The 12,337-nt window shown below is 41.2% G+C and carries 16 protein-coding genes and 1 other RNA gene; 9 read left to right on the forward strand and 8 right to left on the reverse strand.

Annotation, left to right across the window (positions count from 1 at the left end; translation table 11 throughout):
- Window positions 1-58 precede the first annotated feature (58 nt).
- The 5 genes from serA to GLP24_RS15345 form a co-directional block, all read right to left on the reverse strand.
- A complete protein-coding gene (gene serA / locus GLP24_RS15325) occupies window positions 59-1,291 on the reverse strand; it encodes a phosphoglycerate dehydrogenase (RefSeq protein WP_232613561.1) in 1,233 nt (410 codons plus the stop codon).
- 238 nt (window positions 1,292-1,529) lie between these two features.
- A complete protein-coding gene (gene rpiA, locus GLP24_RS15330) occupies window positions 1,530-2,189 on the reverse strand; it encodes a ribose-5-phosphate isomerase RpiA (RefSeq protein WP_101769989.1) in 660 nt (219 codons plus the stop codon).
- Window positions 2,190-2,371: 182 nt separating this feature from the next.
- Window positions 2,372-2,980, reverse strand: coding sequence for a 5-formyltetrahydrofolate cyclo-ligase (locus GLP24_RS15335; protein ID WP_152654145.1), 609 nt, complete (start codon window positions 2,978-2,980; stop codon window positions 2,372-2,374).
- Between the two features lie 84 nt (window positions 2,981-3,064).
- Window positions 3,065-3,248, reverse strand: a non-coding RNA gene (gene ssrS, locus GLP24_RS15340) — 6S RNA.
- Between the two features lie 7 nt (window positions 3,249-3,255).
- Window positions 3,256-3,555: a cell division protein ZapA gene (locus tag GLP24_RS15345; RefSeq protein ID WP_045037820.1), complete on the reverse strand. Its 300-nt coding sequence runs from the start codon at window positions 3,553-3,555 to the stop codon at window positions 3,256-3,258.
- A 387-nt stretch (window positions 3,556-3,942) separates the two neighbouring features.
- Here GLP24_RS15345 and GLP24_RS15350 point away from each other — a divergent pair, with 387 nt between their 5' ends.
- The 4 genes from GLP24_RS15350 to gcvH all read left to right on the forward strand — a co-directional run bounded on the left by GLP24_RS15350 (window position 3,943) and on the right by gcvH (window position 7,501).
- The gene (locus GLP24_RS15350; protein ID WP_101769988.1) at window positions 3,943-4,521 is read left to right on the forward strand and encodes a YecA/YgfB family protein; all 579 of its coding nucleotides are present in this window, start codon (window positions 3,943-3,945) and stop codon (window positions 4,519-4,521) included.
- A gap of 27 nt (window positions 4,522-4,548) precedes the next feature.
- Window positions 4,549-5,736, forward strand: coding sequence for a 2-octaprenyl-6-methoxyphenyl hydroxylase (ubiH, locus tag GLP24_RS15355; protein ID WP_232584042.1), 1,188 nt, complete (start codon window positions 4,549-4,551; stop codon window positions 5,734-5,736).
- Between the two features lie 2 nt (window positions 5,737-5,738).
- Window positions 5,739-6,950 (forward strand): FAD-dependent 2-octaprenylphenol hydroxylase, encoded by a 1,212-nt coding sequence (locus tag GLP24_RS15360; protein WP_193435487.1) that lies wholly within the window; start codon window positions 5,739-5,741, stop codon window positions 6,948-6,950.
- 158 nt (window positions 6,951-7,108) lie between these two features.
- Window positions 7,109-7,501 (forward strand): glycine cleavage system protein GcvH, encoded by a 393-nt coding sequence (gcvH, locus tag GLP24_RS15365; protein WP_232584041.1) that lies wholly within the window; start codon window positions 7,109-7,111, stop codon window positions 7,499-7,501.
- Window positions 7,502-7,564: 63 nt separating this feature from the next.
- On the opposite strand, the gene GLP24_RS15370 is transcribed toward gcvH, so the two are convergent.
- A complete protein-coding gene (locus GLP24_RS15370) occupies window positions 7,565-7,768 on the reverse strand; it encodes a DUF1107 domain-containing protein (protein ID WP_101769985.1) in 204 nt (67 codons plus the stop codon).
- A gap of 489 nt (window positions 7,769-8,257) precedes the next feature.
- Between GLP24_RS15370 and GLP24_RS15375 the strand changes: the two genes are divergently transcribed.
- Genes GLP24_RS15375 through nqrM form a run of 3 tightly spaced genes read left to right on the forward strand, consistent with a single transcriptional unit; the run spans window position 8,258 to window position 9,231 of the window.
- Complete coding sequence (locus tag GLP24_RS15375; RefSeq protein WP_152654122.1) at window positions 8,258-8,557, forward strand: DUF134 domain-containing protein; 300 nt, start codon at window positions 8,258-8,260, stop codon at window positions 8,555-8,557.
- Between the two features lie 3 nt (window positions 8,558-8,560).
- Complete coding sequence (locus tag GLP24_RS15380) at window positions 8,561-9,031, forward strand: NifB/NifX family molybdenum-iron cluster-binding protein (protein ID WP_101769983.1); 471 nt, start codon at window positions 8,561-8,563, stop codon at window positions 9,029-9,031.
- Complete coding sequence (nqrM, locus tag GLP24_RS15385) at window positions 9,028-9,231, forward strand: (Na+)-NQR maturation NqrM (RefSeq protein ID WP_045037826.1); 204 nt, start codon at window positions 9,028-9,030, stop codon at window positions 9,229-9,231. The genes GLP24_RS15380 and nqrM overlap by 4 nt, the downstream gene beginning before the upstream one ends.
- A gap of 63 nt (window positions 9,232-9,294) precedes the next feature.
- Here nqrM and GLP24_RS15390 read toward each other — a convergent pair whose 3' ends face one another.
- Window positions 9,295-10,257: a LysR family transcriptional regulator gene (locus GLP24_RS15390; RefSeq protein ID WP_152654120.1), complete on the reverse strand. Its 963-nt coding sequence runs from the start codon at window positions 10,255-10,257 to the stop codon at window positions 9,295-9,297.
- Window positions 10,258-10,389: 132 nt separating this feature from the next.
- A complete protein-coding gene (gene ygfZ, locus GLP24_RS15395) occupies window positions 10,390-11,370 on the reverse strand; it encodes a tRNA-modifying protein YgfZ (protein ID WP_232616219.1) in 981 nt (326 codons plus the stop codon).
- 252 nt (window positions 11,371-11,622) lie between these two features.
- Here ygfZ and GLP24_RS15400 point away from each other — a divergent pair, with 252 nt between their 5' ends.
- Entirely contained in the window at window positions 11,623-11,883 is a 261-nt protein-coding gene (locus GLP24_RS15400; protein ID WP_045040230.1) for an FAD assembly factor SdhE, read from the forward strand.
- Window positions 11,852-12,286 carry a protein YgfX gene (locus tag GLP24_RS15405; RefSeq protein ID WP_232616220.1) on the forward strand — a complete coding sequence of 145 codons (435 nt, stop codon included), beginning with the start codon at window positions 11,852-11,854 and terminating at the stop codon, window positions 12,284-12,286. Before GLP24_RS15400 ends, GLP24_RS15405 begins: the two co-directional genes overlap by 32 nt.
- Window positions 12,287-12,337 lie beyond the last annotated feature (51 nt).

Below are 12,337 nucleotides of genomic sequence, written 5' to 3' on the forward strand. Positions count from 1 at the left end.
ATGGTTATAAAAAAGGAGAGCATGATGCTCTCCTTTGTCGTTGTTAAACGGTTAACAATTAGTGCAGGATACGCGCACGAATCGTACCATCAATGGATTTCAGTTGTTGTAGTGCTTCTTTTGAACGCTCAGTTTCAACATCAATGACGACATAACCGACTTCTGCACCCGTTTGTAAGAATTGGGCGGCGATGTTAATCCCTTCCGATGCAAAAATTGTGGTGATTTGATTTAATACGCCTGGACGGTTGTAGTGAATATGCAGTAATCGAGAACAACCACGATGATGTTCTGGCAGTGACACTTCAGGAAAACCTACCGCTGATAAGGTTGAGCCATTGTCAGAGTATTTTACTAATTTTCCTGCAACTTCAACGCCGATATTTTGTTGTGCTTCGTGAGTTGAACCGCCAATGTGTGGGGTCAACAATACATTATCAAACTGCATCAATGGTGATTTAAAGGGATTGTTATTGGTTTGTGGTTCAATAGGGAATACATCAATTGCAGCACCTGCAATATGCTTACTTTCTAATGCACTACATAACGCATCAATATCAACGACTGTTCCACGAGCGGCATTAATAAAAATAGCGCCAGGCTTCATATGTGCAAATTCTTCGACGCCCATGAGATTAGCCGTACCTTGTGTTTCTGGTACATGTAAGCTCACTACGTCGGCTTTATTGAGTAATTTAGATAAAGAACTCACTTGAGTGGCATTACCTAGCGATAGCTTGCTTTCAATATCATAAAAACAAACTCGCATTCCAAGGTTCTCAGCTAAAATACCTAATTGAGTACCAATATGCCCATAACCAATAATACCGAGTGTTTTCCCGCGAGCTTCAAATGAATGATCAGCTGATTTGAACCATTCGCCACGATGCGCTTTGGCATTTTTTTCAGGGATACCACGTAATAATAATAGAATTTCACCCAGAACAAGCTCAGCAACACTACGAGTATTTGAAAAAGGGGCATTGAAAACAGGGATGCCACGTATCATTGCTTCTTTGATATCAACTTGGTTAGTACCAATGCAAAAACAACCAACTGCGGTTAGTTTTTTAGCGGCGGCAAAGACTTCTGGTGTTAATTGAGTGCGCGAGCGAATACCAATAAAGTGAACATCTTTGACTGCTTCTAATAGTTGTTCGCCATCGAGAGAGCCTTTGTGATATTCAATATTGCTATAGCCAGCTTGCTGCAAGACTTCTATTGTTGAAGGATGGAGACCTTCAAGGAGGAGGATTTTTATCTTTTCTTTATTGAGTGATACGGTTGCCATAAGTTCTTATCCTTAAAAACGTGGCGACTGATAATGACAATCTTGCCTTAGTTTGGCTGCAGTAAATATTGTCTTTCAGTAGCTAAATAGTTAAATTTTTGATGCTGTTCGTTTAATAAAGTATCAAAAATTAACCATTATGGGTAAGAATATTACAGAAAAGCCAATAAAAAACGGCAGCTAATGATTTGTGAGCGATCAATAGCTGCCGTTTTGTAATCAAATAACGAACTAATCATTATTTTTCGATGATTTTAGTACCTTCAGGTGAGCCGACAAGTAATACATCTGCGCCACGATGAGCAAATAGGCCGACAGTGACTACGCCAGGTAGGGCGTTAATACTGTCTTCCATTGCTTTAGGATCTGTGATCGCCATATTATAAACGTCAATAATGATATTGCCGTTATCCGTAATAACACCTTCACGGTAGACTGGATCACCACCAAGTTTTACAAGTTCACGCCCAATAAACGATCGTGCCATTGGAATGACTTCTACTGGTAATGGGAACTGACCTAAGACATCAACTTGTTTGGTGTTATCAACAATACAGATAAATTTTTCTGCAATTGCTGCGACAATTTTTTCACGAGTTAATGCCGCACCGCCGCCTTTGATCATATCAAACTGAGCATTAACTTCGTCTGCACCATCAACATAAATATCAAGGCTAGCAACCTCGTTAGCATCAAAAACCGTAATGCCAATTTGCTCTAGACGTTCAGTTGAAGCAACAGAGCTTGATACTGCACCTTTGATCTCTTCTTTACGGGTTGCCAAGGCATCGATGAAGTGATTAACGGTTGAACCAGTACCGACACCAACAATACTGTCTTTCGTTACGTACTCAAGTGCTGCCCATCCCGCTGCTTTTTTCATTTCATCTTGTGTCATGCTGCTATCCTCGTAATGACCTCAATTATGCGAAAGGTGATTATAACGAACCGAAGTGATTTCGTCAGTTGGATTCTATGGTTAAAGTGTGCAAATTTAAAACTAAAAATATAACTTTTTGAATAACATACAATTACATTCGGTTTTTTTTAATACAAAGCCAAACGTTTGCGTAAAAGGGGCTATGCTTCGATAAATTGATGGTTAGGGGTGATGACTAGGGGTAAGGGTACATCCCATTTTTCATTGGGTAGTTGTGAAAGATATTGGCAATCATGGCCGATACCGATTGGATAAGGCCCTTGGCGGTGTTGATGCCATTGACTCAGGGTTCGATCATAATAACCACCGCCCATACCAAGCCGTTGACCTGTACCATCAAAGGCGACTAATGGCGTACAAATGATATCAAGCTCTGCGATAGGTTTCACTCGACGGACATCTAATTTTGGCTCCCTAATATGGTAGCGGTTAGTGGTCATTGGGGTTGTTGCGTCGTAGTGCAGAAACAATAAATGCCCTTTACTAAAAGGATGCAATACGGGTAAGTAAACTGATTTTCCTTGGAGCCATAACCATTCGATGAACGGTTGTGGATCAATTTCACCGTCATTGGCGAGATAAATAGCAATATGTTGGCTATGTTGAATCAGAGGTAAGGCTTGTAAACGTAGGGATAATTGTTGAGCTGCGTGTTGTTGTTGCTGAGGTGATAGTTGTTGTCTAGCATAACGAACTTGTTGTCGTAATTGCTGGCGTAAAAGTTGTGAGCTAGAAGTAGGAGGCGTTATCACTTGAGTATCCAATCCATGAACCGTGGGTGTTGAGGGATTGTAAGAGGGTAATACGCACAAATAAAGTAAAATACATGAGAGGGATGCCCCAAGGTGCCGTTGCGAAATAAGGCCCTTGAACCAGATGTTCAAGGTGGACTGGCAACATTAGCCGCAGGCTTCTCAGTCAAGCTGAGCATGCACAATAGCTAATAAAAAAGCCAATCCTGGGTATTTGCTTATCGGCTCGGGGACATTCATTCACTGACGTACACCCCAGGGTCAATTCATTATCAACGCTTTGGCTGATTTTGCAATACTTTATCCAAGTTTTCTTCTAGAGAATTGATTTTATTGGATATTAATTCAGCATTGCGATTATGTTCTTGTCGCTCTAAATGCAACTCGTTACTGATGTTGAGAGCAGTAAAGATTAATAATTGTTCTACGGATACGTTACTACGCGCAGACATATCTTTCAAGCGTTGGTCAAAATCTGCCGCCGCGGCACGTAATGCGTCTTCTTGACCTGTTGGGCAATTAACTTTTAATTTTCGGCCCAATACTTGAATTTCTACAGCCTGAGTACTCATAAACCTTCGATTTGCTCCGTGCCAGAATGGGTATTCATTCCGCTTGCGACTAAAGTCAATATAGGAAAACCCTGCCTAAGATGCAAGCGACTATGTCTCGGTTTCGGTTCAATATCTTCTGACTAAACAGATATTAATCAGACTCTCTAAATAGTTGATTAAGGATTGAACGTTATCACCAGTGTTATCATTTGCCGAATTAAACTTAAATGTTAGCATAACACAGTGCCGTCATTCGCTCATTGCTATTTATTATACTAACTAAGCCATAAGTGTGATTATTGTTTGGTACAATTTCAGTAAGTGTAACGTTAATTACTGGCATCATTGTTAAGTAATCGACATAAAAAATTATTTTAAATCGCGCAATCAAAAAGGTGATAAGCCATGAGTGAAATAACCCTACCAACATACCAAGCTGTTGAAGCTGACTTAAAAGAACAAGGCTTAGCTGCTATGCCCGCTGAATTACATGGTTTACTCAGTGGCATGATTTGTGGTGGTTTAGCTGTGGATGATGAAAGTTGGGCTGGTCCTGTTTGTGATTATGCCAATCAAGGCGAGCCAATGACTGATGGTGCCAAAATGATGGTGCGCACTTTATTTACCACTACAGCTGATGAGTTAATTGGCGGTGGATTTGAGTTTTCATTATTGATGCCAGATGATGATGAACCATTAGCTGATCGTGCTGATGCTTTAACTGAGTGGGTAAGCAGTTTTATTTCAGGTTTAGGACTAATGGATTTACAAAAAAATCAATTGTCTGAGGAAATAACCGAAGTATTGGCTGATTTGCAAGAGATCTCACAACTGGGTATTGATGAAGATGATGATCTTGAAGATCAAGCAGCATTATTTGAACAAGTGGTTGAACATGTACGTATGTGTGTATTGAGTTGTCATTCTGAATTAGGTCAACGTCTTATAAATGATGATGCTGACGAGAAGCCAACCGTTCATTAAGAGTTTCGATGACGAAAGGGACAAAATGTGAAGCAATATGATGTGGTTATTGCGGGTGGCGCAATGGTGGGTGGGTGTTTAGCGATTGCACTTGATGAATTAACCCAGCATCAATTACATATCGCGGTCGTTGAAGCGGTGGCAGCGGATCAGCATGGGCATCCTGGTTATGATGCCCGCAGTATTGCTGTCTCTCATGGTTCGAGCCGTTTATTAGACTCAATTCAGCTGTGGCCGGCATTAGCAAGTGTTGCTACGGCGATTAAGCATATTCATGTGTCTGATCGTGGTCATGCAGGGATGGTTGAGTTGTCTGCTCAACAGCGGGCAGTTGATGCGTTAGGTTATGTGATTGAATTAGCTGAAGCGGGTAAGATTTTTAACCACCAGTTAGCGACTCGCCCACAAATTGATCTGTTTTGTCCCGCTAAAGTCGAACATATTGAACGTACGCAATCAGAAGCATTAGTGCGTTTAAATACCGGTAAACGGTTACGCACCAAATTAGTGGTTGCTGCTGATGGTGCGACCTCACATTGTTGCGAATTATTGCATATCGGTCGTGATGAACATGATTTTGAGCAAGTGGCGGTTATTGCCAATGTCACGACGGCTGAGCCACATCAAGGCCAAGCTTTTGAACGGTTTACTGAGCATGGGCCAGTGGCATTATTACCGATGTCTCAAGGACGCAGTTCATTGGTATGGTGTGTTGAACCCCATCAGCAAGCGCGGATCATGGCATTAACCGAGTCACAATTTTTAGCTGAATTGCAAACTGTGTTTGGCTGGCGATTAGGGGCTCTCACCGTGGCAGGTGAGCGTCATTGTTATCCATTAATATTACGTCAAGCGCAGCGGTTAGTATCACATCGTACTGCTGTTATTGGTAATGCAGCCCAAACGCTTCATCCGATTGCTGGACAAGGATTTAACCTTGGTTTACGCGATGTCATGACTTTGGCGGAAGAAATTACGGCAGGGGTTCAACGTGGCGCTGATATTGGTTTACCGACGGTATTAGGCCGTTATCGTGAACGACGTTTACCTGATCGACAAGCAACTATTGCGATGACGGCTGGCTTGGTTAATTTGTTTGCTAATGATAATCCTGCGCTCATTGTTGGGCGTAATCTGGGCTTGATGACAATGAGCCTTTCTAACACTTTTCAAGCACCGCTATTACGCCGTGCGATGGGACAGGTAAAACGATAGCTATGATGCAAAATGTTGATGTCGCCATTATCGGTGGTGGAATGGTGGGCTTAACGCTGGCAGCAGCGTTAGCCGATACTGAATTACGCGTGGCGGTGATTGAAGGTCAATTACCTGAGCCTGAATTAGCAGCATTACCAGATATTAGAGTGTCGGCTTTAAGTCGTGCTAGTGAGCGTATTTTACGTGGTGTTGGCGCTTGGGATGGCATTTGCGATCGTCGCATGAGTCCTTACTGCAAAATGGAAGTGTGGGAGCAAGACAGTTTTGCTCATATTGAGTTTGATGCTGAACGATTAGCACAACCTGATTTAGGTCATATTGTTGAGAATCGAGTGATTCAATTAGCGTTGCTTGATCAGGTCTGTAAGCAACACAATGTGACCTTATTTGCGCCTGATAAATGCCAAAATATTGCCTTTGGTGAAACTGAAGCATGGATCACATTGGAGTCGGGTAAAAATTTAACCGCTAAATTGGTCGTCGGTGCTGATGGTGCTAATTCATGGTTACGTCAGCATGTAGATATTCCACTGACACATTGGGATTATGGTCATAGTGCGCTGGTGGCTAATATCCGTTGTGATGAGCCGCACTTGCAAATAGCACGTCAAATTTTCCGTCCTGATGGTCCGTTGGCCTTTTTGCCATTAGCGGAAAAAGATTTATGTTCGATTGTGTGGTCATTACCGCCTGAGCAAGCATTGCAGCTTTGTGACATCAGTGATGAAGAGTTTAATCAACATCTCACTACGGCTTTTGATCACCGTTTAGGGTTATGCCGTGTGGAAGGTAATCGCCAAGCATTTCCACTAAAAATGCGTTATGCCCAAGATTTTGTCCGTGAACGGGTGGCTTTAGTCGGCGATGCCGCTCACACCATTCATCCGCTAGCAGGGCAAGGGGTTAACTTAGGTTTATTAGATGCCGCGGCCTTAGCGCAAGAGATTATTAGTTTATGGCAAGCGGAAAAAGACATTGGTAAGCAAGTTAATTTACGTCATTACGAACGCTGGCGTAAAACAGAAGCGGCTAAAATGATAACAGCGATGCAAGGCTTTAAATCGTTATTTGATGGGTCACATCCAGCGAAGAAATTGGTCCGTGATTTGGGCATGTTATTCGCCAATACTGCGCCTGGTGTTAAAGATGAATTTATGCGTCGAGCATTAGGTTTAAGTGGTGAATTACCTGAATTGGCACGTTATAAGTAGTCTTTGATTTTTTGCATGTTCGGATCATAGTGTATTAGACCGTAATGATTTTTTTGTTACGGTTTTTTTGTTTTCAGACTGAGCAAAGCATCTTTTTTAACCTACAGTAAATAGAGTATTAATTACCCACTAATTGTGAACTTAAAAAGGACGTGAGAATGAGCGATGTGCCCTCAGAATTAAAATTTACCCATACTCATGAATGGTTGCGTGATGAAGGGGATGGGATCTATACCGTAGGTATTAGTGATCATGCTCAAGCATTATTAGGCGATATGGTTTTTATTGATCTTCCCGATAGTGGCGATGCTGTTGATGGTGGTGAAGAATGTGCCATTATTGAATCAGTAAAATCGGCATCTGATATTTATGCGCCTTGTACGGGCACTATTATAGCCATTAATGACGATCTCGATGCTGCGCCTGAATTAGTCAATAATGATCCTTATGGCGATGGGTGGTTATTTCAAATTCGTATCGATGTTGAAGCTGATATTGATGAGCTACTTGGTGCGGAAGATTATTTGGCGATTATTGCTGATGATGAATAATATCAAAGCCCACATGCAGAAGTGGGCTTTATTATCTTTGTTTAGCTGATATTTAGTATCGACTTAATAAACTTCACGTAGACGTTTGATTTCTAAGTTAACCTCGTTAACCGTATCATAATGATGTTGTTGAGCTTTTAATGGCACCAACAATATTCCTTCCTCAAAATGATAGCCGCCACGGCCATCAATATAAATTCTTCCTTTAAATATACGACTAACATGCTTGGCGATTAGTTTAGGCAAGTAGCGTTTGAACATCCGCATAATACAGTATAACTCCGACCATCCTGGCGATTAACGGGATTAAGTATACGCTAAATCGCATGACACTTCTGTGACATTATTAGCACAAATTAAACGATAAATTTCATTTGTCGGCAGATTAAATAAGTTTAAATTCAGTATTCAGAATAATATTTTGATAATGGTATTTATTTTGTGTTTATAAATATTATGATCACTTTCTAAAAGGTATTTTTTTTACGATGATAGCAACCTGTTTGAAGATGTTTGCGTTAAGTTAGTCGGTTATGATTATTTTTTGTTCCCTTGGTGTTATTTATAAGCAACAAAGTTAATAATAAATTGAATACTATTTCGATATTTTATGCTGATTTTTTAATGTGATAACGATTCATTACTGAATGTATTTATTAAATTTATTGTTTAGATCAGTATTTATGATTCTAGATCAATACCGAGTTATTGGCATACGCCAATAATGAAACTTGATTGAGAGAGGTTATTATCATCATGGCAAGACCTAAAATTGTAAGAAAGATCAGTTGTCGTCCAGCTTATAGCTGTTTTAAACCTAATGGTGTACCGATGACGCAATTACCTCGACTTGTGTTAGCAAGTGACGAGCTAGAGGCGCTAAGATTGGTCGATATGTTAGGCTTGCAACAACTTGAAGCTGCGCAACAATTAGGTGTTTCTCGGCAAACTTTGGGCAATATTGTTGCACGAGGACGGCACAAGGTTGCGCAGGCATTAGTGATGGGAATGGCATTAGAATTAGTAACAGATAATACTAATAATACAGAGGATTAATATATGTTAATTGCGATTGCGTTAACGCCAAGAGATCAAATTGCAGGCCATTTTGGTAAAGCGGCTACGTTTGCTATTTATGATCAACAAGGTCAATTGATCGATCGAATTCAAAACAGTGGTAGTCGAGAGTTAGGCTGTAAACATAAAAAAATATTACAACGACAATTAGCCGCTATGAACGTGACTGAAATTGTATTAGGTAATATTGGTACGCGATCTTTAGCACGTTTATTACAAGCTGGATTTAGTGTTAGTCGTGTACCGTTAAGAACATCATTGGTGGCTTTTTTAGCGGGGGGGATTAACAAAGAAGCGTTAGTGACAGCTGAGCAAGGTCGAGCATGTAAGCGTGAAAAAGGTGCGTGTGGTTGCGGTTGTGGGACGAAGAAATCAACACCAACTGCTGTAAAAGTGGGTATGTTAGCTCCGATGATTAAGGGTCTTGGTAAGATTGGCGGCTTAAAATTATGACCACATTTTTATTAACGTTGGGTATTTTTTTAATCGTGATTTTAGCGATGGCGATTGGATGGTTTGTAAAACGTCAAACAATCAGTGGTAGCTGTGGCGGGTTGGCTAATGTTGGCGTAGATAAAGAGTGTAATTGCGATGAACCTTGCGATGAACACAAACTTTATCAGATTCAAGAGCCGAATAGTCGCGCGCAGTAATTGCATTGGTATAGAAACAACAGCCATTGGCAGAGTAAACAGCTCTGCCGCTCTCTGCTTTATTTATTGGCTTAATTGACCCGCTCGAAGTTGTTCCACTTGGGTTATTACTGTTTTTGCAACGACTTGGCGTAACCATTGGTTGCGAGGATGGTTGCTGTTGCGATGGAGCCATAATAATCGAATATCAAAATCCGCAATGGCAACAGGAGGCGGACATTGGGTTAATTGGTCGTTGAAAATATCCAGTTGCGCCATTAATCGTGATACCACACAAATCAAATCGCGTCCGCTTAATAAGTGTCGAATAGTGAGGAAGTTATGCGATCCCACCGCGACTTGACGCTCAAATCCTTGTCGTTGTAATTGGTCATCAACCTGAGTCGTTAATTTTCCATCTGGGCTAACCAGTGCATGTGGGTGATGGCGATATTGATCTAGCGTAACGTTATTATTAAGCCCTGTTGCACGTCGATCATAAAGACAAACATGATCTTCGGTATAGAGGTATTGATGCTCAATGTCTTTGCCCATATCGGTCATTGATCCAATCACTACATCAATACGATGTTGATTAAAATCAGAGTGATAACTGTGACGATCAACATTAAAAAAGCTCAGTTGACATTGCGGGGCTTGATGATGAATTGCATCATACAGTGCGGGGGCAAATAACAACTCGGCATAATCGGTTAGGCCTATTTTAAAGGTGCCACAAAAATCAGCGGGAATAAATGTACTGGGTCGTAGCAGTTCATTGGTCACTAATGACAAAATCGTATCAACAGTAGTCGCGTGTTCTAATGCTGTTTGAGTCGGCAGCATCTGATGACCATGACGTTCAAACAAGGGATCATTTAATAAATTACGTAATCGCGATAAATTATGGCTCATCGCAGACTGACCAATTGCTAATTCATTGGCCGCTTTAGTCACACTGCGGGTGTCCATTAGTGCTGCAAAGGCAATTAATAAATTAAGATCGACACCACGCCAATTAATATCGTGATTCTGATGGTTAGCCATTGCCTTTTCCTTTCCCGTTTGATTAAACCTGCGGCATTTTAATCAATGTCACAGGTTTAGTTATTGTTATCACTAATTAAGTTTGAGCTCGATAAATATCAGCGACCATCGGATCACACAATATCAATAGGATTATTCGGCATTAAGATCATACGGTAAATCGAGTTTGTGCCAGAGTGCCTCTGGAGTGTCAGCAAAACGGAATTGGCTATCGTCATCAAGATCGTTAGGTAGCACCACCAGAGCAATGGCTTGATTATTACTGTATTGATAACCGCAAATAACAGTGCCGCCTTTACGCCAATTTTCACCGACGCTGCGCTCTAAGGCATCACCTGCTTGTGGGCATTGTGTTGCAGCACCTGCAACGATATACATGGCGCGTTTATTAATACCGCGGTATTTAGCTCGCGCGACAGTTTCTTGGCCGGTATAGCAGCCTTTTTTAAAGCTAATGCCATCAACCGCTTGTAAGTTTACTGCTTGAGGAATGAATTCAAGTTCAGTGATGCTATCAATCCGTGGCATCGCTGCTTTAATATCGTATAGATTCCACAATTCTGTGGTGGCATAAACAGCATTAGGTGCCAGTGTTGTGATAATGGTATCGGCATGTTCCGCTGTAGTAATGATTAACCAACGCTCGTTATCTACTTTTACTACGGTAGTGGTGTCGTTATGACGCACATCAGCATCGCCATTGAAATGGTGATCAATGGTTGCTTGAGCATGCGTACCTGCAAGTCCTAAAACAACCGCTGCAGTTTGGGTTATTTCTGTTTTAGAAAATACCGCATACTTTTTCAATTCGGGAAGTTGGGTTGCCATTACGCTTTGACGTTGTACTAAACCATAACCATTTTGATAATGGAAAACGCGCATAATTGTACGTAATTTCCCTTTGGCATCACAGTGGCCTGAAAAGGTTGATTTATCAGCTGTTAATGACACCACATCACACGTTAATTGACCTTGTAAGTAAGACTTACTGTCAGGGCCAACGAGTGTCACCATTCCCCAATCACTGAGGTTGATCATCGCTAACTCGGGTAGCGAATCAGTTGTGCTTAACGCGAACGGGGTAAAGGTGTGTTGAGTTGACCAAGTGTTCATAATGGTATCCACAAATGCTGTAATGATTGCGCTATGTTATACCAACTGAACAAAATAATTAACTATGGTTACACGATGGGTTAATTGGATGTTTTTGTTGGGTGCGATTATGGTGGGCTAGGTCTCATCTTGAGGGATTATTTGTGCTAGCGCATGGTCGTTATGGGGCTTGACTGTTACTCTATTTGTAACGGAAATACGCTTAGTATTCGATTATCAGTGAGCCATTAGGCGCGCAACATGAGGTTATGTATGTTAGGTGCAGAAGAGAAATCCCGCGTTAAATGGGCATGTCGTCGTGGTATGCTTGAATTAGACGTGTTGGTGATGCCATTTTTTGAAGAGTGTTTTGATGATTTATCAGAACAGCAGCAACGTGATTTTATTTCTCTACTAACGTGTGATGATCCTGATTTATTTAAATGGATGATGCAGCATGGTCGCAGTGATAATGCGGCTTATGCGATGATGGTTGATAAAATTGTTGCCCATAACAACAGCAAGCTACGTTGATCTAAAGCTTAACTTATCCCCGCGACTGAACACTGCACTGAGTCTTTGTTACTTTAGTGCAGTGCTATTATTATTGTCTGCGCCCCCTGTTTTTTTGCCATTAAGTTATTTTTTTGCCGAAGCACTGCTGTTTGAATGGCAACAAACGTATCATTATTATTTGCGTCAACAAGGGCCATTACGACTTTATAGTGACGGTAATCTTCGTTGGCATGATCAAGCTGGGGAGTTAATCGCGGTCAAACTGGTTACACGATGGCTGGTGGTATTGTCAGTAGCACACGATAGAAATCAGTGGTTAATTATTTGCTATGACGGCTGTGATGTGGCTCAGTATCGGCACTTAAAAATGATGATCCATTTAGGGTTATTAAAACCGGAGCCTTCAGTTGATAAACCATGATGCTAATATTGAAATCAGCACCATAGTATTGACTATAACAACAGTTGTTCG

It is taken from the genome of Photobacterium carnosum (assembly GCF_021236965.1).
GTDB classification, from domain to species: Bacteria; Pseudomonadota; Gammaproteobacteria; order Enterobacterales; family Vibrionaceae; genus Photobacterium; species Photobacterium carnosum.

What these genes read in the sequence shown, in the direction of transcription:
- serA (WP_232613561.1), bottom strand. Translation starts at nt 1,291, where the DNA reads ATGGCAACCGTATCACTCAATAAAGAAAAGATAAAAATCCTCCTCCTT.
- rpiA (WP_101769989.1), bottom strand. Translation starts at nt 2,189, where the DNA reads ATGACACAAGATGAAATGAAAAAAGCAGCGGGATGGGCAGCACTTGAG.
- GLP24_RS15345 (WP_045037820.1), bottom strand. Translation starts at nt 3,555, where the DNA reads ATGAGTACTCAGGCTGTAGAAATTCAAGTATTGGGCCGAAAATTAAAA.
- GLP24_RS15350 (WP_101769988.1), top strand. Translation starts at nt 3,943, where the DNA reads ATGAGTGAAATAACCCTACCAACATACCAAGCTGTTGAAGCTGACTTA.
- GLP24_RS15360 (WP_193435487.1), top strand. Translation starts at nt 5,739, where the DNA reads ATGATGCAAAATGTTGATGTCGCCATTATCGGTGGTGGAATGGTGGGC.
- gcvH (WP_232584041.1), top strand. Translation starts at nt 7,109, where the DNA reads ATGAGCGATGTGCCCTCAGAATTAAAATTTACCCATACTCATGAATGG.
- GLP24_RS15370 (WP_101769985.1), bottom strand. Translation starts at nt 7,768, where the DNA reads ATGCGGATGTTCAAACGCTACTTGCCTAAACTAATCGCCAAGCATGTT.
- GLP24_RS15375 (WP_152654122.1), top strand. Translation starts at nt 8,258, where the DNA reads ATGGCAAGACCTAAAATTGTAAGAAAGATCAGTTGTCGTCCAGCTTAT.
- GLP24_RS15380 (WP_101769983.1), top strand. Translation starts at nt 8,561, where the DNA reads ATGTTAATTGCGATTGCGTTAACGCCAAGAGATCAAATTGCAGGCCAT.
- nqrM (WP_045037826.1), top strand. Translation starts at nt 9,028, where the DNA reads ATGACCACATTTTTATTAACGTTGGGTATTTTTTTAATCGTGATTTTA.
- GLP24_RS15390 (WP_152654120.1), bottom strand. Translation starts at nt 10,257, where the DNA reads ATGGCTAACCATCAGAATCACGATATTAATTGGCGTGGTGTCGATCTT.
- ygfZ (WP_232616219.1), bottom strand. Translation starts at nt 11,370, where the DNA reads ATGAACACTTGGTCAACTCAACACACCTTTACCCCGTTCGCGTTAAGC.
- GLP24_RS15400 (WP_045040230.1), top strand. Translation starts at nt 11,623, where the DNA reads ATGTTAGGTGCAGAAGAGAAATCCCGCGTTAAATGGGCATGTCGTCGT.